Here is a 20,251-nt window from a genome sequence, read left to right on the forward strand (position 1 = left end):
ATTAATCGCGTCTCTACATCGCGTCTTATTTTATTAAAAAATAATCCAAAACGTGAAACAAATCAAAGTTTTAGTATACATTACAGCTTACGAAGATAATCAAGCTGTAAAAACTTGCGTTAGAGCTATTCAAAATCAATCATTTCCAATTGATAAAATTTTTATTATAGATAATTCCCGTATTGAGCCTGTTTCACTTAGTAACTCAAAAAATATTATTATCGAACGTCACCCAGAAAATATAGGTATCGGCGCCGGATTGAATATAGCTTTAAATTTAGCACAAGCTCAAGGATATGATTTTTTATGGGCTTTCGACCAAGATAGTGTACCTGCACCAGATTGTCTAGAGATACTTTTAGAAGCGCATCAAAGATTATCTGGACAATATGAAATTGGTATTATTGCTCCAACTGCAATTGATGTAAAAACTAATACTGTTGTTGAAGGCGCCGTATTTGCAAAGTACCGTTTTATTGGATGCCAACACATAAATCAAATAGACTTTTACAAATGTGACGCTCCCATTACCTCTGGCTCATTAATTTCTATAGAAAAAGCTAAAACAATTTCTCCTCCACGTGCCGAATTATTTATTGACGGAATAGACCTCGATTATGGACTGCGATTGAGATATAAAGGTTATTCTAATTTGATTATTACTAAAGCTACCATGCAGCATAACTTTGGTAATCCCTTAGCTGTCAAATTTTTATATAAAAAATATTATATACATAAATACTCTGTGCTACGCCATTACTACATTTGTCGTAATCACACATATTTAGATATTAAATACGCTCAAGGATGGTATCGTTTATTAAGTTTAAAATATCGCATTAAATACACAATTTGCACTGTTGTTAAAATTGTGTTATTTGATACCGAACAAAGACAGCTTAAGGTTTGTGCTTGTTTGGTAGGAACTTATCAAGGTTTGATAAAACAACTAGACAAAACATTAATTGACCCAATTAAGTAAAATACAAAGATTTAAAAGTTTTAAGTAACTTTTACAATAAACCTCTTGTAATAAACTTCTTGTGGGATGGGCATCGCAAGCCCTGTCCCTCTTCACAATCTAAATTAGTCTATCAAAATAAAAACATGGAAGCATGCTGCACCGCTAATCCTATCTAAGAAAGACCAAACCGGAAAAGCTTTGCAGCAGGCTGATGTTTTTAATTAGTGTAGGATGCGCCCTTTATTTAAAGAGGGCGCCTAAAAGCTATGAAGAAGCTGATTCTTGAGCAGCGCTAACAGAACCTATTTTCTTACCTGATGCTGCTGACTCACGACGAGGGGAAGAAGAACCTCCTTTAAGTTTGGGTTTAACGGAACGTCCACCTTCGCCACGTCCACCTTCACCACGTCCACCTTCGCCATTATCCCAGGAACGACCACCACGACGTTCTCCTGAATATTCACGACGGGGTGAACCACCACCTCCACGAAGTTTTGGTTTGGGTGTTGGGGATAGTAGTTCTTCTTCAGTTGCATCAGCTTCGGTTTGTAACCAAGCTGGACGAGTTTGGTCGTAAGCTAGTTGTAATGCTGCTGCGGCAATTGCGTGAGCATCGTATTCTTCGCTCAACTCACGAACAATTGGTAAGAAGGATGCCAATCTTTCGCCAGTTAGTGCTTCGCGCACTTGTTCTTGTAACTTTTGAATATAGCGTGCTTCTATTTGCGCGCGTGTTGGAATTGGCAGTACTTGCCAAGCTTGACGAACGTGACGCTCAAATATTTGCTGTTTGCGACGCTCGAATGGTTGTACTAAAGTAATCGCAGTACCTTCTTTACCTGCACGACCTGTACGACCAATTCGGTGTACGTAAGTTTCTACGCTATCAGGTAAGTCAAAGTTAATTACGTGTGATAGCTGGTCTACGTCTAAACCACGTGCAGCAATATCAGTTGCTACTACCCAACGAACTTGACGATTGCGGAATCTTCCTAATAAACGTTCTCTGGCTTGTTGCGACAAGTCACCGTGATATTCATCGACACTATGACCTGCTGATTGAAGCTGGCTGGTAAGTTCTGCTGCTGTACGACGAGTACGTACAAATATCAACGCTGACTCTGGGTCTTCCATTTCCAAAATAGGTTGTAATGCTCTGGCTTTGCTCCAGTTACGAGGCACTACATAAGCTACTTGGTTAATTTTGTTCGGCGCCGCTTTTGGTTGTTGTACGGTAACGGTAACAGGGTCATTCAAATAGTTGTTGACAAGCTGACGTATGCTTGGTGGCATTGTCGCTGAGAATAATGCCGTTTGACGCTCTGTTGGCGCCTGCGAGAGAATTTTCTCAACGTCATCGATAAAGCCCATGCTTAACATTTCATCGGCTTCATCTAATACAAACCAGCGAACATAATCAAGTTTGAGGCTACCACGCTCTAACAAGTCAATTACTCGTCCAGGTGTACCAACGACGATGTGGACACCACGTCGCAGTTGCATAATTTGACGGTCTATCGACTGACCACCATAAATAGCTGCTGTACGTAATCCACTGTTGCCGATAAAAGTAGAAACTGCATCGTGAACTTGAATCGCTAATTCACGAGTTGGCGCCAAAACTAAAGCTTGTACGGCGCGATGGTTAACGTCTAATCTCTCTAATATAGGTAAGGAGAAAGCAGCGGTTTTACCTGTACCTGTTTGCGATTGACCAACAACATCACGTCCAGATAGCAAATGTGGAATCGCTTGTGCCTGAATATTGGTAGGTTCGGTGAAACCAAGTGTTTCTAATTGTTGTACACGTTCTTCTGAGAGACCTAATTCTTGAAAGGAAGGATTCATTAATTCTCCTAAATCTTCTTATTTGGTAATGGGTAATTAACTTGATATGGATAATAAGGGCTAATAGAAAAGGGTAATCGTTGTAATCAGGATAATAATCTACTAGCCATAACGGGCAAAGTTAACAGCTAATTAACAGCTACTAACTGTTTAACAACTTGACCATAAAGGTCATATGCATCGGCGCCAGTAATTTCAACTTGGACGATGCTTCCTAAACTGGCTTGTCCACCAACGTATACAAGCCCATCAACTTCTGGAGCAAAACGACTCGAACGACCGATTAATTCACCTGTTTCTGGATTTTCCTGTTCAATCAGCACATCCACAACTTGATTAATAAGTTGTTGATTTTTATTTTCAGAAATCGGTTGCTGGAGTGCCATCAAGGCATCTCGTCTTGTATCCATAATTTCTTGCGGTACCTGGTTAGGTAAATTTTGGGCTGGTGTTCCCTCCTCCGCTGAAAATGTAAATACCCCAACATGGTCAAATTCATGACGCTGAACAAATTGCAACAAATGTTCAAATTGTTCATCAGTTTCTCCAGGAAACCCAACAATAAATGTTGTTCGCAGCACCGCGTTTGGTAACGCTTCCTTGATGCGCTCGATAATCGCATCGTTAACTCGTCCTTGCCAAGGGCGGTTCATTGCACGAAGAACATCGGGGTGTGAGTGTTGTAACGGTAAATCCAAGTAGGGCAAAACATTGGGTGTCTCTTGAATTGCTGCAATTACATCAGGGGTAAGTCCCGTTGGATATGCGTAATGCATCCGAATCCACGGTACATCAACTTTACCTAACGCGCGCAGTAACTCGGCTAACTTCGGTTTGCCATATATATCCATACCGTAGTTAGTTGTAATTTGAGAAATCAAGATAATTTCTCGCACTCCTTGAGATGCCAATTGTTCGGCTTCAGTAACAATCGATTCTATAGTACGCGAACGTTGGTTTCCTCTAAGATGGGGAATTATACAAAATGCACACCGATAATCGCATCCCTCGGCAACTCGCAGGTAAGCTACGCCCTCTGTTGTTGTTCGGTAGCGTGGTGTCAACTCATCCGCTATATAAGTTGGCTCGGCACTAACTTCTTTTACTCGCTCGCCACTTGATGCGCGCTCAATCACGTCTACGATTTTGTGATAATCGCCCGTCCCTACTACTGCAACCGCTTCGGGCAACTCTTCCAATAATTGCTCTTGGAAATGCTGCGCCATACAGCCGGTAATGACAATTTTCTTGTTCGCTTCTGCTAGTTCGACTAAAGTGCGAACCGATTCAGCGCGCGCCGCTTCAATAAAACTACATGTATTTACAATAACGTAATCTGCTAACTCTTCGTTACTATCTACGCCATAACCTGCTTCTACAAGCAGTCCCAGCATATGCTCCGTGTCAATTCTATTTTTCTCGCAGCCTAGATGAGAAATGGCGATCGTTGGCTTTTCACCCATATTTTAATATCATTCTTGCTTATTTTGTCACGTTTGTTAATTATCAAACAGTTAAGCATTATTTTCCCTTCACTATATCGTGGAATTTGATTTTACATTCGAGAGTGATATCCCTACAAATGCTTATCAAGCGTCTTTAGCCTCAACTAGGGGCTAAGACTGCTTACAGTAACGAGACATGCTATGATTGTGCTTGATTCTGTGTTTCCAGAGAAAAAACCAAATTTATTCTTAGGGCAAATTTAACACTCTTTACAATTCTACAACTTTATAGCTGTAGGTATTGTACACTACCGGAGCTAGCAAATGCGTTGTGAATTTACCCGTAGTCAAGTTCGCCCTCTGGATGACTGGTGTATACGAACTAAAGTTCGTTATTACTACTAGTCTGTGGCGTATCCAAAAGAAGTCGCAACCCGTAGGTAGTATCGCAAGCGCATTTTATGCTGCCGTGCGGTGGTGTTAGCTCGTTGCTCTTTTTAAAAAGCGCGGGAGCTGTGGGCTGCTTGTTATCTCACTTTATTCATCACGTCGCCATTATACAGGAAAGTGTACCGTTTGTGTAGACTTTTCCAAATAGTACGAGTCAGAGTGCATTTTATTAAGTGGCAGTCTCCTCTTGTAGCCACTTTCTATCTTAACATATCTTATGAAAGGTTTCACCTCAAATTATTCCTTAAGGAGGAGGCAGAAAACCGAACCATATAGCACATATTTGAGAAAATATAGCAAAGTCTACCCCTTTCACTTTCAGCACGGTTGTTTTTCAATAGAGAAGGCTGTGACATTAGATAGAGGACTCCGCGAAGCGGTTTAATTGAAGAGTGGACTTATATCAGTTATTTAAAACCCAAACCCCAATTATTGGCGTGGTTCACCTTTTGCCGCTGCCGACTTCTCCGCGTTGGGGGGGAAGTTTGAAAGCGGTTATTGACCGCGCCGAAAGAGAAGCTGCCGCTTTAGCCAGTGGAGGAGTTGACGGTATTATAGTCGAAAATTTTTTCGATGCGCCATTTACTAAAAACCAAGTTGACCCAGCTGTTGTCAGTGCCATAACGGTAGTAGTGCAGCGAATTCAAAATTTAGTTACACAACCCATCGGGTTGAATGTGTTGCGGAATGATGCCAAAAGCGCTATGGCAATAGCTAGCTGTGTTCATGCACAATTTATTCGCGTTAATGTTTTAACTGGGGTGATGGCAACCGACCAAGGATTAATTGAAGGAGAAGCACATCAATTACTACGCTATCGGCGTGAATTAGGTAGCGATGTCAAAATTATTGCTGACGTACTTGTTAAACACGCACGTCCCCTTAGTTCTCCCAATTTGACCGTTGCCGTCAAAGATACAATTGAACGTGGTCTAGCTGATGCTGTTATTTTATCTGGCTGGGCGACAGGTAGCCCACCATCTTTAGAAGATTTAGAATTAGCATCCGCTGCTGCTGATGGGACTCCAGTATTTATAGGCAGTGGTGCTAGCGTGGATAATATAGCTACACTAATGCAAGCTGCGGATGGTGTAATTGTATCCAGTTCGCTTAAACGTCAAGGGCGGATTGAGCAGACTATCGACCCCAACCGTGTTGCTACATTTGTCGAAGCAGCCCGAATCATCCGTAATTCTAGTAACAACTCTAGTAGTAATTCCAAAGGTGGCAAAAAGTCTACGTCTTCGGTAAAACTACATTCTTAAAATAAAAGTGAGGAGTGCTGAGTGCTGAGTGCTGAGTTTTAACTCATAACTCATAACTCATAACTTATAACTCCTAACTTATTTAATTCTAACCCCTTGATCAAAATTATGAGTCGCCGTCGTCCTATCCCTTGGATTCATCGCACTTCGCGCTTAAGTATTGCTGCGATAGCTGGACTTGGTGCTGTAAACACTGGCTATCTTAGCTACGTCAAGTTAAGCGGAGGCGCCGTTGCCTGCGTGAATAAAACTGCTGGTTGTGATAGTGTTCTCTCTAGCCCTTGGGCTACCATTTTTGGTGTCCCACTAGCTATATTTGGGTTTTTGGCTTATGCCAGCATGACTGGTTTTGCACTGGCGCCATTGGCTATTAAGCCAGAAACGAATAAAGAGCAACGCAAAAAATTAGAGAACATAACCTGGCTATTACTACTAGCTGGCAGCATCGCCATGACCGTGTTCAGCGGTTACTTAATGTACTTGCTCGCTTTCCAAATCAAAACTGTTTGTTATTACTGTATTGCAAGTGCATTATTTTCACTTAGTATATTAGTATTGACTATTATTGGTCGTTCGTGGGACGATATCGGTCAAATATTTTTTACAGCAGTCATTGTCGGTATGGTAACGCTAATCGGTACTCTTGCTGCTTACGCTCCCATTAATAACTTGGTTACAAATGGAAATAATGCTGACCCAACTAACCCAAATCGTGCTGGTGTAACTGTTGCACAAACTGGGTCTGGCGCCGGACAAATTTTCTTCGATGCACGCAAAGCTGGTGAACCTAACCCAAAATCAGGTTGGGAAATAACTACTACCAGTGGCGAAGCTGAAATTCAATTAGCAAACCACTTGGCTAAAGTTGGCGCCAGAGAATATGTTGCTTTCTGGTGCCCGCACTGTCACGAACAAAAATTACTGTTTGGTAAAGAAGCTTACAAAGTAATCACAGATAATAACGTTAAAACAGAATGCGCGCCAGAAAGCCCAGTTGGTAAACCACAAGACTGTAAAGCTGCTGCTATTCAAGGGTTTCCCACTTGGATTATTAATAACAAATCTTATAGTGGAGTCCAGAATTTGAATGATTTAGCAAACGCATCTGGTTACGCTGGTTCTCGTAATTTCAAATACTTCAGGTAATCATTTTATTTGTAAGGTTTTATAAAATTTACGCCTTCTCTAAGGTTAGAGGAGGTATTTTTATTTATAGAAAACTATATAGTATTTTAACGAATTATGGATAATTGTTGCAAATTGTAATAAATTGTTATCTAGTTAATATTTTAATAGCTGCTAAATAGGCTACTCTCATGGTTGCGATTTAGTTTTATCACAAATAACTACATTTAGAAAGAATTAGACTTGACAACTCGTTATAAATAGAAATATGCCATAGTAATGACTATAGCAGTAACTGTTTAAATAAGTTTTCTGTTTCAAAACTCGACTCGGTAATTGGGAATGAGTAAGCAGCGATATAAGTTTCTGCAAATGTTTCGGTTCAAGCAAAAACAACCTCTTTTAAATCGAAGAGAGTTACTCGTTTCCTTTGTAGTTGCAGGCTGCATTGTTGCTTTACGCTTACTGGGATTTTTTCAGCTTTTTGAATGGATTGCGTTAGATATATTTTTCCAGTTACGTCCATTGGAAACGTATCCTCAACCTATCACAATTATTGCTGTTGATGAGATATCATTGAGAACTATTGGTACGTGGCCTGTACCAGACCGTACAATCGCCGAGTTATTAACGAAATTGAATAAGTCTCATCCACACGCTATTGGCTTAGATATTTATCGAGATTTCAAAGTTGACCCTGGTCACGAACAGCTACTAGCTGCTTATCAAAACACTCCCAACTTAGTTGGTATTGAGAAGTTATCACAAAAGCAAGATAATCATGTTTTGCCACCAATTGGTTTAAATCGAAGCCAAGTAGGTTTTAATAATATAGTACTTGACAGTGATGCGAAAGTACGGCGAAGTTTACTATATTGGCATACATACAAGGAAAAGCACGAAAGTTTTGCGCTAAAAATTGCCAAGCTATATTTACAATCAACTGGTATTGTACCATTAGCAGCACAGAGTAATCCAGAGTATTTACAGTTAGGAAAAGCAGTTTTTTCTAGGTTTTTACCAAACGATGGTTCGTATGTAGGAGCGGATAACAGAGGCTATCAAATTATATCTAATTTCCCTAAACCTAGCTGCACAACTTGTTCTCGTGATAATTGGGGTTTTCGTAAAGTCTCATTACGCGAAGTTCTCAACGATAAAGTTCCAGAAAGCTGGATTAAAAACCGCATTGTCTTGATTGGTTCCACTGCACCTTCTCTACAAGATTATGTGCAAATACCATATTCTAGTCAATTTGTTGGTCAAGCTAAAACAATAGCTGGAGTTGAACTGCAAGCTTATTTTATTAGCGAAATAATTTCTGGCGCCTTATACTCAAGACCATTAATCAAAGTATGGTCAGACCCAATCGAATACTTATGGATTTGGGTGTGCGCGTATTTAGGTGTAGTAACACGATACCAAATTAAGAAAACTACCATAAGCTTTTTAATAATTATATTTTTTGGTTCTGTACTAGCTGGAAGCACATTTGTGATATTTCTTGATGGTTGGTGGATACCGATTATACCCGGATTAATTAGCTTATCTGCTTCAGCATTTGTCGTTACTTGCCAAATTAATTATGTTCAAGAAGAGTTAAAACGCTCTAAAGAGTTTCTATACCAAATTATAAACACAATTCCTGACCCCGTTTTTGTTAAAAATAAAAACTATCAGTGGATTGTTCTAAATGAAGCTTACTGTGAATTTTTGGGTTATCCAAAAGAAGTTTTGTTAGAAAAAAGTGACTACGAATACTTTTCTGACTCTCAAGCCAAAGCATTTCGCTTTCATGACGATTTAGTTTTTAGAACTCAAGAACCATGTGAAACCGAAGAACAATTTACTGACAAAAATGGTAATACTTATTCAATTGCCACAAAACGTTCGCTCCACAAAGACGCTGCTGGTAACTGCTACTTAGTGGGAGTCATTCGTGATATTACCAAACGAAAATTAATCGAGGAAGACCTCAAACGCGAGAAAGCAGAGTTATTTCGTTCCAATAAGGAGTTAAAAATCCGAGAAGACCGCTTACGTTACTTAGCCTATCACGACCCCCTTACAGGTTTACCAAACCGCAAACTATTCGCCGAACAACTCGAAGAATCGCTCTTATGGGCCCAAAGCAATAGCCTTATGGTTGGACTATTGTTCATTGACCTAGATGGGTTCAAAAAAGTTAATGATACTTTAGGTCACGAGATGGGAGACCGATTGTTAATTACTGTTGCTAGCAGACTCAACAACTGCCTGCGTGGAAGCGATACTGTAGCGCGGCTTGGTGGTGACGAATTTACCGTCATACTACGTGCAATACCCAAAAAAGAAGTCGCCGCCAAAGTCGCTGAAAAAATACTACTAACAATCACAGAACCAATTCTCTTAGAAGGTAACGTTGCCAGAGTATCTGCAAGTATAGGTATTAGCATATACCCTGTTAGTAGTCATGATACTGAAACGATAATCAAGCAAGCTGATGCTGCAATGTATCGTGCCAAACACATGGGTAAAAATCGTTATGAGTTTGCTTAAAGACTTCCAATAACCTTTATAACCTGAGTATTAATACTAAAGTATTAAATAACATAAGTGAAAATACTATTATGTCTATCTTATATTTGGTATCAGTAAAGCCTATAACTCTTATTTTTCGATTATTTAAACCAAAAATATAGATATTTCTACCATTGTCATAGCTTTGATTCTACTCATTGCTGCTTAAATATGGGTATTTTTTCATAAGCTTGTTATTTGATTTACACCGCATTTATACGTAAGCATATTAAAATATTGTCAAAGAAAGACAGGCTTGTAACCATTAACGTGTTATTTATGAAATAAATATATCGCTCTTTTGGGTGATGCGAGGAAAGATACAGCAGCAGTATTACTTGAATATTGCTTCAAATTTGTTATCCAGTTGGTTATACCTAATTGTCAACTGGTATTAATTTTAAGCGAACTTGTAACAACAAAGACTCGAATCTTTCTTAAATGTTTGTTAAAAGTTTATAGGGTTTTCACTTTTCAGAAAAAATTTCAGTAAAAACACTTACGTAATAATACTTTAGCCATACAAAGGAGTAATGCCGAGCTTATGGTAACTAGTTTAAAATTAGCAAGCGCGCTATTGTTCTTTGTCGGCGCCCATGTATTAGTTCCAAGAATAGCTGATGCAGCAGCAATGTTGAATCAACCTGTTGCCGCAGCAAATCGTTCGAGTAATATTGAGCTTAATAACCAAAACTTAAATCAAGTACAGGTGCTTCAAAATTCTTATAGCGAATATGAACCACCTAATTACGGTGGTCCTGACAGCGAACACGCCAGTGGAACAAGATAAAATGTAGAGACGCGATTTATCGCCTCTATTTAGATTTATACCAAAGTTGATTTTGCACAAGCGTATGTAATTCCCAGTCACTACTAGATGATGGAAAGTCCGTGCGATAATGTCCACCCCTGCTTTCAGTCCTAAAACCTGCACTCTTAAGAATTAAGTAAGCAACATCAAGCAAATTGCGGGTTTCTGCCCACAGTCGTAACAGCTTTTCCACGCTAGATATATTAAATACGCATTCAGTCGGACGCAGAGCAACTAAAAATTGACTAAGCGGTAAACTATTAAAATCACGCTGCCAAGTTTCAACAGTTGTAATAGCGCTTTCTAAAAGATTTTGTTCACGACATATCCCAGCACTTTGCCACATCAAACGCGGAATATTTTCGCGCAAGTCATTAAGATAAACTTGACAAGACTCAAGTTGCACTGCACTTAACGTAAAATCTACAGTATTTGTCTCTATTGTAGATATTTTTACCTGCTCTAATTTAATATTCGCCATTTGGGCGCCGAACACAATGCATTCGAGCAGTGAATTGCTTGCTAAACGGTTTGCTCCATGAACTCCGGTACTAGCTGTTTCACCAACAGCATATAAACCATTTATGTTAGTACTATTAGTTAAATCACTGACAATGCCACCCATCCAGTAATGTGCAGCAGGTGCAACAGGAATTGGTGTCGAGAATACGTCTACTCCCCAGAACTGACATATTTTAACAATGTTGGGAAAGCGATAACGAATAGTTTCTTTGGGAATAGGGCGCATATCTAGCCATACATTTGCCGTTGATGGGTCAGAGGCATTTTTTTGTAGGTGGCTATAAATTGCTCGACTAACAATATCGCGTGGCGCCAGTTCACCAGCTTCATGATAATCGAATGCAAAGCGCCGTCTTTGATCATCAATTAAATGGGCGCCTTCACCTCGAACAGCTTCGCTAATCAAAAAACGGTCTGCACCAGCTTTAGTCAAAGCAGTTGGATGAAACTGTACAAATTCTAAATCGCGTAAAATGGCGCCAGCTCGCCAAGCAATAGCGACACCATCACCAGTGCTTACCGCTGGGTTGGTTGTCTGTGCAAATACTTGACCTCCACCTCCTGTTGCCAACACAACAGCAGCAGCATGTACCCAAGTAATTTGATTATTGTGAAATAAACTAATACCGCAGCAGCGCTGTGTTTCTGGTTCAAGCCATAAATCTAATGCCAGCGCTTGTTGAATAACATGAATATTAGGACGTTTAAGAACTTGATTTGCTAAAGTCGTCGTGACTTCGCGTCCTGTTGTATCAGCAGCATGAAGAACACGATGCCTAGAGTGAGCAGCTTCTAGAGTTAGCGCCAAATTATTACCGTGACGGTCGAAAGCGACACCTAAATCTACAAGCGACTTAATACAAACTGAAGCATTAGTAGCCAGAAACTCAACTGCCGCTACATCACATAACCCGGCGCCAGCTTTTAAAGTATCTTCTATATGTAACTGCGGAGAATCTTCGGGTGAAACAGCTGCCGCTATACCACCTTGTGCCCAATCACTAGCAGATAATGAAATAGTTTCTTTAGTAATTAAGCCAACTCGCGTTTCTTTAGGTAAACACAGTGCAGTATAGAGTCCAGCCGCACCGGCGCCTACTACTAAAACATCAAATTCATTCTTAACAGCGTTCAATTGACAAACTAAATAAAGTGGTGAGTGCTGAGTTCTGAGGAACGAGGAACGAGGAATTAGGAATGAGAAGTGAGGAATTCTTAACTCTTAACTCCTAATTCCTAACTCCTAACTTCTATCTATAAATACCGTTATTGTAACGGTCGTCACCTTCGGTAAAAACAGACTCAACTTCATTAACAACGAAGTTGTTGAGATTAGCTTCCAGAATTTGCTTTTGGCGTTCGCTAAGTCCTTTCAATTGCAAAACGTCCTGAACATCTTTGTATGGAGCATTTTGAACGATTTTACTTGCAAGCGTTGGGTAAAGTCCTGGGAAACGCTGGAAAGAAGCAATATTGGTATTATTTAAATCTATTTTTTTACCATAAACTTCAGCCAGTCTGTCATCTGCACGGTTACGATACGTTTCGCTAGTTTCTGCCGCGAATACAGGAACCGACCGAAAAGCAAAGCTATTCAATGTACTCGCTTGAACTGGTTGAGAAGTGCCCAACCATCCTAAACAAGCTACTAGCAAGCTAAATACTGATAATATACGCGCGAATCGTTTCACGATACTTTCCACCTTTCATCATCGAACAAATATCACTGTTATAAGAAGTCAATAGTCAATAGTTAAACTTTAACAACTGACAACTCATAAACCAACACAGCAGTTATCAGAAACTAATATACAGCGTATTAACACTCAAAACTCTGATGCCTTATGGGTTTGGTAAAATTTTTACTAAAACTAACGAAAATGGTTAATTTACCGTGAATTTTTTCATGAAGTAACGATACAAATCTACACAATGTCCTTAAGTAAAGTTTAAGCGAACATGGCAGCAGCCAAAAACAACATATCAACCAAAATAGTACTTAACACGGCGCCACCAAAGGCAAACCAATGATTTCGGTGTCTTGCCAGTGGCAAAATTCCCACCGTTAACAATACAGCTCCAAGAATTACTCCCCATAACTGACCGATTGGTGTTTCCACCTGAACCAAAGCTGCCTGTAAAATCCCCGGTACTGCTTCTGGCTCCACAATCATAATTTGGCGCCAATAAGGTATTAAGTTTGTTAAATAAAAATAAATATCTGTGACAACAGTGCCAAAAAGCGAACCTAAGTAAAACCAGTTGCCAACTTTACCCCAATTGCGCTGCAAACACCATATCGCAAAAGGTAAACCAATAGCTTCTACGGGTAAATGCCATAACGGTTCCCATCGTAACCAACCCCAATAAATCGAACCAGCCAACCAACTCCAGCTAAAACCATAGAGTAAATCACCCCATATATAAGTTTTGTGATGCGACATTAAGCTGAAACTTAGCCACATCCAAAACCCAGTTAGCCCCAAGCTTAAAGCTGGCAAAGCTCTAACTAAAGGCGCCTCAATAAATACTGGAACCGACACTAAAAATACTGCCGCACCAAAAATGAGAAGCGTAATCGGAGGTACTAACGATACAGGTGCCGTAGACGTATAAAGCGTAAAATCACTTGTTAAATCATTCTTTAAATCTAGAAGTTCGGTTTGAGTAGCAACGGTGCTGGATACCTCTTGCGTGTCTAGTGTTTTTAATGATTGGGTAGAAGCTGCGCGTGCAGGCAAAAGTGTGTTAACCAAGGCTGTATTAACCAAAATTTTAATTTTAATATTTGTTACTTAACTTTATCTTATTTAAAGTAACATAACAATACATCCCCCCCTAGGGCATTTAAAAAACATTATACCCCGTAGAGACGCGATTAATCGCGTCTCTACATTTGAAATAAATGTCACCCGGAACCGCTGACGCTGGTAACGTAAAGTTGGATAATTCGTAAAACGCGGCAACTTCGGGAGTCTGGTTAATGGCAACAATGTTTATAGGTGTAGATTATTTGCCTGCATTCACCTATTTGATGCAAGAAGCAGGTAATACTGCTGCGGGTAATTCCAACTTAATTTGGCAGGTTATACAAGGTATCGTTTTAGGCATAGTGCAGGGCATTACAGAGTTTTTGCCCATCAGCAGCACAGCGCACTTAATTATCTTTCGTGATGTTTTGGGATGGAAAGCGACATGGAATAAAGCCGCAATCGATGGAATTCAACTAGGCAGCGTTTTTGCAGTTGGCTGGTATTTCCGTAAAGATATTTTTAGTATTTTAGAAGGCGCCTGGGCTGCATTTCAACGCAAACAGTGGCAGCGTGAGGAATGGAAGATATTTGTTGGAATTATAATTGGTACGGCGCCAGCGCTTTTGGGTGGGCTGGTGTTAAAAATATTAAAAGTCGAATTAGAAAGTCCATTAACAATTGCTGGTATGTCGATAGTAATGGCAACACTATTGGGGTTAGCGGAAAAAATAGGTTCACGCAAGCGCGGGTTTGAAGAGTTAGAAATTAAAGATGGAATTCTCGTTGGTTTAGGACAGATGATAGCCTTATTACCAGGTGCTTCGCGTTCTGGCTCAACACTGACAACTGCTCTGTTTTTAGGATTAGAACGTCAAACTGCGGCTAGATTCTCGTTTTTACTGGGATTTCCCACCCTTGCTATTGCCACATTAGTTCAGACTAAAGACGTTCTTGAAGTCTCAAATATGTTTGTGCCAATGATTGTTGGCATTATTTCAACCTTTATATTCTCTTATTTATCCATCGCTTGGCTGCTCAAATTCTTACAGCGCAATAGCAACTGGGTGTTCGTTTGGTATCGTCTCGCTTTTGGTGCAGCTATTTTAGGCGCCATTGCCACAGGAGTAAAAGGGTTGCAGTAGATATTAGCTTTGAAATTATGTCATGCTGAACGTAGTGAAGCATCTAAATAAATATCGAAATAATAGAGATTCTTCGCTACGCTCAGAATGACATGTCATGCTGCGCGACTAATGACATTAATGTAGCTAAGTATTAGTTTCTCGTATGTCCGTTATTAAACCTGCTCTTATAACAAAAGTATTATCTGACTCGATAGCTGCTGAAATTGGCTTTGAAGCAGGAGACGCAATTGTCAGCATCAATGGTAGTCATCCACGCGATTTGATTGATTATAGATTTTTGTGTGCCGATGAGGTACTCGAACTTGAAGTATTAGACGCATCGGGTAAAACTCACTGCTTTGAGATTGAAAAGGATTACGACGAAGATTTAGGGTTAGAGTTTGAAACTGCGCTGTTCGACAATCTGATTCAGTGCAATAACAAATGCCCGTTTTGTTTTATCGACCAACAACCACCAGGTAAACGCGAGTCTTTATATTATAAGGACGATGATTACCGTCTTAGTTTTCTTTACGGTTCGTATTTGACGCTGACCAATTTACCTGCTCGCGAATGGCAACGCATCGAAGCAATGCGACTTTCGCCTTTATTCGTATCAGTACACGCCACGGAACCCGATGTTAGAATTAGACTTCTAAAAAATCAGCGTGCTGGTGAAATATTAGAACAAATCAAGTGGTTTCAAGAACGGCGCCTGCAAATTCATGCCCAAGTAGTAGTGTGTCCGGGTATAAATGATAGCAAGCACTTGGAACAAACAATTCATGATTTAGCGTCGTTTTATACAGGTGATGTGCCTGCGGTAGCATCAATTGCGGTGGTACCTGTAGGATTAACGCGATTTCGACCAGAGTACGACGAACTTGTACCTGTCACCCCTCAAAAAGCTAGAGAAGTGATTTCACAAGTTAAAAGTCTACAAGAGGAGTTTCGCAAAAAGTTGGGTTCTACTGTTGTTTGGTTAGCTGATGAATGGTTTTTGATTGCTGGTGAGGAGTTACCATGTGAAGTTGATTACGAAGATTATCCCCAAATTGATAACGGTGTTGGTTCAATTCGCTTGTTTATCAAAGAATTTACAACCACAGCATCGGAATTATTACCAGCAAAAGTCAAACCCAGAAAATTGACTTGGGTTGTGGGTAATGCTGTAGAAAAAGCATTTCAACCTCTAAACCAACAGTTAAATTCGGTTGAAGGATTGCAAGTGAATATACAAGCTTTATCAAGCGAATACTGGGGGCAAGATATAAGTGTCACTGGATTACTTACTGGTCATGATTTGTTATCTAAGTTACAAGGTGTTGATTTAGGTGATGGAATTTTATTACCAAGCGTCATGCTTAAACACGGTGAACTAATCTTTCTAGACGATATTAGTGTCGAGGAAGTCGCTTCTAGACTCAATACCAAAATTTTTCCAGTCACTGGAGTTAATGAGTTAATAAACACCTGTATAAATTAGGCTATTAGTGATAAGCTACCTTTAATTATAAGCGTCTGCTTTTTTCACTAGCAAACCCAGGAATTTTTGTTCCTTCCATTTCGTGCGTTCGTTAATTTTTTAATGAACGCAGAATGGTTTTGACTCGATTGCTTCCGCTGATAATGCCAATTATGTATTGGCTAATAACTATTTTAATCGTAAACAACCAACTGAGGATTAGGGCGTGATAAAACGGGCTAAATTAGTTAAGGAAGAAATAATTAAGTCAACCAAGGTAAACAGCATTACAAAATTTGGCTTATTTTTCTTTAATTTACAATTTATTATTTTTCATTTGTTGAGTATTCCGGCAACGGCAGCCTCGGATACGAATTTAACTATTATTTATAGTCAAGACAACGCTAATCAGTGGTCGGGTATTACCAGCCGCTTACAGGCAGCAGGCGTTAATTATTGTGTTGTTTCTCTAGATTCAATTAGAACTGCTACTGACTGGGGAGAACGTAAAGTTTTATTTTTACCCAATGTTGAAACCTTAAGCCCCGCACAAGCGATTGCTTTGGAAGAGTGGATGAGTAAAGGTGGGCGCCTAATCGCATCAGGCCCCGTTGGTACTACATCGGCGCCAGGAGTGCGGCAGTTAGTACGGGCATTACTGGGTGGTTATTGGGGGTTTAGCCTGAATAATATTCAAAAAATCCAGCCAACAAAAGTTAAAGTTACTCAAGATTGGGCAAAAGCTGGTGTTTTTGGACAAGTGCGGGGTGGAGTTGTTATTTCCGACGAATCTACTGGACAGCCAGCAGCAATATGGGATACAAAAGATAATTCAACAGCGGTTTTAACGACCGACCGTTCGACCTTTTTTGGTTGGCGTTGGGGTGTTGATACAGTAGCTGCTAGTGAATTAGATTCGAGATGGTTGCAAGCAGCAATTAACCGTCATATGCAGTTACCACCAGGCGCCTCTAGAACAGTTTCAGGTGGTGCCAAAAATTGTGTCACATCCGTCGCAAAACTTCCCAACTCATCGAGGTCTACATCTATAAATAGTGCCGCTTCAAATACACAGCAATTTGGAGCAATAAGAGTTGACCCTTCAATATTTACCTCTCCAACAGCAAGGACAACGGCGACAGCTACAAACTCTCAAAGTGGTTTTCCTAGAAATATACCCAGAAGCGACGAAGCAATTGACCAACTCGAACAAAATGTGCGCCTAGACGTAGTGCCAAATTCGACTAAGCCCATAAGTGCTTCAGAAGCAGCAGCATTACGTCAAGAACTGCAAAATTTGATTGGACGAGTCGAAAGTTCTCAATTATCAGCATCAGCAATTTCTGGTAAAGCACAGCCACTAAAAGCGCAACAAGCAAGTTTTGCATCCGTTAGACCTGGGGCGCCAACTTTTAGTAACTCCCAAGCGCGTCAAGTTGCAGACAGCATCCCTCAACTTGTTGCCAGAGGACAATATGCTCAAGCTCGTTCTGCATGGTTAGCAGCACGCAGTTCCTTATGGAAGCAGTTTCCTGTTGACCAGCGAATGGCACAACCAGAAATTCGGTCGATGTGGCTAGATAGAGGTACAATAGTTCGAGCTGGAAGTGAAGCAGGACTTGCACGTGTTTTTGATAGACTCGCCCAAGCTGGAATTAACACAGTATTTTTTGAAACACTCAACGCCAGCTATCCAATTTACCCAAGTAAAGTGGCGCCGCAGCAAAACCCATTAATTCGAGCTTGGGACCCCCTTGCATCTGCTGTAAGACTAGCAAAAGCACGTGGTATGGAATTACACGCTTGGGTTTGGGTATTTGCAGCCGGAAATCAGCGACATAACGAATTGTTGGGTATAGATAAAAACTATCCAGGTCCAGTATTAGCAGCAAATCCTTCTTGGGCGGGATATGACCATAGAGGTCAAATGGTACCTCAAGGACAAGGTAAACCATTTTTCGACCCAGCAAATCCCCAGGTAAGGCAATATTTGCGGCTGTTATACGAAGAAATAATTACCAAATATGATGTAGACGGGTTACAGCTAGATTATATTCGTTACCCATTTCAAGACCCCAGTGCAGGAAGACTTTATGGGTATGGAACAGCGGCACGTCTTCAATTTCGGCAAATATATGGTATTGACCCAGCAACCATTTCACCAAGTCAAACAGATTTATGGCAGAAATGGACGGCATTCCGCACAGAGCAAGTTAATAGTTTTGTGGCAGAAGTTTCACGTTCCTTACGGGCCAAGAAACCTGATTTAACTATATCAGTTGCCGTGTTTCCCTTACCTGAACAAGAACGAATTCAAAAAATTCAGCAAAACTGGGAAGTTTGGGCGAGACGAGGTGATATAGATTTAATAGTGCCAATGACTTATGCGCTAGATACTACACGCTTCGAGCGACTCGCACAACCGTGGATAGCTTCCACACAATTTGGGCAACTTGGCGCCGCATTATTAGTACCAGGTATACGCTTACTAAACCTACCAACACCAGGAGCATTCGACCAACTTCAAGTTATTAGAGACTTGCCTGCTGTTGGTTATGCATTATTTGCAGCAGAAAATTTAACAGGTGAATTGCAACAAGTATTTAATAATACCCAAGGTAATTCAGCTACCGTTAAATCATCTACAAGCGCCTCTGAACCAATACCACATCGTCAACCCTTCAAAACAGCAGCAGTACGTTACACAGCGCTACAAGCAGAATGGAAATGGATTGAGCAAAACAATCAATTAAAATTAACACCAACAGGGCTATCAGCTTTCAAAGAACAAGCAAATGTCTTAGAAACAGCATTAAATCAACTAGCAGAAACACCCAGTGCTTCACGCTTAACCACAGCAAAGTCATCACTCTCGCGTTTCCAATCACAATTTAGAGGGTGGATGCGTCAACATTCAGCAGAAAATCCCTACCAAGTGCGCGTCTGGGAAAATCGTTTAGGAGCAATTGAAAAATTGTTACGCTACGGTGAACGCTCGCAACGGATGTAACTATTTATTTATAATTCCTAACTCGTAAGGTGGGCACTGCCCACCCTACTCCTAACTCCTAACTCCTAACTTTACTCAGCACTCAGCACTTTCCACTCAGCACTCTTTTAAAACCATCCTTCTTGTTCCAGCGTTTCTATTATTTCAAGCCCGCGCGTATCTCCAACACCTAAAATAGCGGCTTTTGCATCTTCGCGTACTCCCAAGTCGGTGTCTTCGGCAAAGGTTTGGATTAAGGCATCAATTGCAGTCGCGTAAACTACATTGGAAGGTAGCTCACGACATAATTGTCCAATAGACCAAGCGCAATTACTGCGAACTGCTCCAACAGGGTCTTGAACCAAAGCCGCAACTAAGCTTGGCATGGCGCCTACAACAGCGTCATAACCTATGTTTGCCATTTGAGCAAGTGCGCTAGCTGCCCACAGTCGTACAGCCGAAATATCTGTTTTGAGTGCATTAGCTAAGGGGGCTAAACTTCTACGGTCGCGACAGTTTCCTAATGCCCAAACTACGCCTTTACGCACGTAGCCGTTCCAGTCGCGATTTAACTGATGTATCAGTGGTTCTACTGCTTCGGAACTAGGGTTACGTCCAATTCCATAAGCTGCACTTACCCTTACTAAAGGACAAGTGTCTGTTAATAAACGTATTAAGGGAGAAGTTGCGCGCGCATCTTCTATGTCACTAAAAGCACGTGCCGCTAGCATTCTTTGCTGTGGCACAGGGCTATCAAGAAGCGCGAGCATCTCATCCGGGTCAGGTAATTGTGCCTCTGATTCTTCAGTCAGCGGTTCAATACTGTCGAGAGGACTTTCTAGCTCGGCTTCTGGGTCGAGTAGGCTGAGGTCATCTTCATCATACATAAATAAAAAGTACCATTACAAGCGGTCATCTTCCACACCTTTTT

General features: G+C 40.7%; 14 protein-coding genes. 8 read left to right on the plus strand and 6 right to left on the minus strand.

Features of this window, described 5'->3' with window-relative positions:
* Positions 1-52: 52 nt before the first annotated feature.
* Positions 53-982, plus strand: a complete 930-nt coding sequence (locus DSM106972_RS21700; protein ID WP_127082669.1) for a glycosyltransferase family 2 protein — start codon at positions 53-55, stop codon at positions 980-982.
* 246 nt (positions 983-1,228) lie between these two features.
* Here DSM106972_RS21700 and DSM106972_RS21705 read toward each other — a convergent pair whose 3' ends face one another.
* Positions 1,229-2,812 carry a DEAD/DEAH box helicase gene (locus DSM106972_RS21705; protein ID WP_127082670.1) on the minus strand — a complete coding sequence of 528 codons (1,584 nt, stop codon included), beginning with the start codon at positions 2,810-2,812 and terminating at the stop codon, positions 1,229-1,231.
* Positions 2,813-2,940: 128 nt separating this feature from the next.
* Complete coding sequence (gene rimO, locus DSM106972_RS21710) at positions 2,941-4,275, minus strand: 30S ribosomal protein S12 methylthiotransferase RimO (RefSeq protein ID WP_127082671.1); 1,335 nt, start codon at positions 4,273-4,275, stop codon at positions 2,941-2,943.
* Between the two features lie 824 nt (positions 4,276-5,099).
* Here rimO and btpA point away from each other — a divergent pair.
* The 4 genes from btpA to DSM106972_RS21730 all read left to right on the plus strand — a co-directional run bounded on the left by btpA (position 5,100) and on the right by DSM106972_RS21730 (position 10,446).
* Positions 5,100-5,972, plus strand: a complete 873-nt coding sequence (btpA, locus tag DSM106972_RS21715) for a photosystem I biogenesis protein BtpA (RefSeq protein WP_127082672.1) — start codon at positions 5,100-5,102, stop codon at positions 5,970-5,972.
* Positions 5,973-6,080: 108 nt separating this feature from the next.
* Positions 6,081-7,118: a vitamin K epoxide reductase family protein gene (locus DSM106972_RS21720; protein WP_127082673.1), complete on the plus strand. Its 1,038-nt coding sequence runs from the start codon at positions 6,081-6,083 to the stop codon at positions 7,116-7,118.
* A gap of 321 nt (positions 7,119-7,439) precedes the next feature.
* Positions 7,440-9,635: a CHASE2 domain-containing protein gene (locus DSM106972_RS21725; protein ID WP_127082674.1), complete on the plus strand. Its 2,196-nt coding sequence runs from the start codon at positions 7,440-7,442 to the stop codon at positions 9,633-9,635.
* A 565-nt stretch (positions 9,636-10,200) separates the two neighbouring features.
* Positions 10,201-10,446: a hypothetical protein gene (locus tag DSM106972_RS21730; protein WP_127082675.1), complete on the plus strand. Its 246-nt coding sequence runs from the start codon at positions 10,201-10,203 to the stop codon at positions 10,444-10,446.
* A gap of 25 nt (positions 10,447-10,471) precedes the next feature.
* On the opposite strand, the gene nadB is transcribed toward DSM106972_RS21730, so the two are convergent.
* From nadB to DSM106972_RS21745, 3 genes are all read right to left on the minus strand, one after another.
* Positions 10,472-12,124, minus strand: a complete 1,653-nt coding sequence (gene nadB / locus DSM106972_RS21735) for an L-aspartate oxidase (RefSeq protein ID WP_186538698.1) — start codon at positions 12,122-12,124, stop codon at positions 10,472-10,474.
* Between the two features lie 115 nt (positions 12,125-12,239).
* On the minus strand, positions 12,240-12,680 hold the full coding sequence (psbU, locus tag DSM106972_RS21740) for a photosystem II complex extrinsic protein PsbU (RefSeq protein ID WP_127082677.1): 441 nt from the start codon (positions 12,678-12,680) through the stop codon (positions 12,240-12,242).
* Between the two features lie 258 nt (positions 12,681-12,938).
* Positions 12,939-13,568: a DUF3120 domain-containing protein gene (locus DSM106972_RS21745; RefSeq protein ID WP_411675326.1), complete on the minus strand. Its 630-nt coding sequence runs from the start codon at positions 13,566-13,568 to the stop codon at positions 12,939-12,941.
* Between the two features lie 404 nt (positions 13,569-13,972).
* Here DSM106972_RS21745 and DSM106972_RS21750 point away from each other — a divergent pair, with 404 nt between their 5' ends.
* The 3 genes from DSM106972_RS21750 (at position 13,973) to DSM106972_RS21760 (ending at position 19,341) form a co-directional block, all read left to right on the plus strand.
* Positions 13,973-14,884, plus strand: a complete 912-nt coding sequence (locus DSM106972_RS21750) for an undecaprenyl-diphosphate phosphatase (protein ID WP_127082679.1) — start codon at positions 13,973-13,975, stop codon at positions 14,882-14,884.
* A 145-nt stretch (positions 14,885-15,029) separates the two neighbouring features.
* Positions 15,030-16,352 carry a TIGR03279 family radical SAM protein gene (locus tag DSM106972_RS21755; RefSeq protein WP_127082680.1) on the plus strand — a complete coding sequence of 441 codons (1,323 nt, stop codon included), beginning with the start codon at positions 15,030-15,032 and terminating at the stop codon, positions 16,350-16,352.
* A gap of 205 nt (positions 16,353-16,557) precedes the next feature.
* The gene (locus tag DSM106972_RS21760; protein ID WP_127082681.1) at positions 16,558-19,341 is read left to right on the plus strand and encodes a family 10 glycosylhydrolase; all 2,784 of its coding nucleotides are present in this window, start codon (positions 16,558-16,560) and stop codon (positions 19,339-19,341) included.
* A gap of 107 nt (positions 19,342-19,448) precedes the next feature.
* Here the strand turns inward: DSM106972_RS21760 and DSM106972_RS21765 are convergent, their stop codons facing one another.
* A complete protein-coding gene (locus tag DSM106972_RS21765; RefSeq protein WP_127082682.1) occupies positions 19,449-20,207 on the minus strand; it encodes a HEAT repeat domain-containing protein in 759 nt (252 codons plus the stop codon).
* Between the last annotated feature and the right edge of the window lie 44 nt (positions 20,208-20,251).

It is taken from the genome of Dulcicalothrix desertica PCC 7102 (assembly GCF_003991905.1).
In the GTDB taxonomy this organism is placed as follows: Bacteria; Cyanobacteriota; Cyanobacteriia; order Cyanobacteriales; family Nostocaceae; genus Dulcicalothrix; species Dulcicalothrix desertica.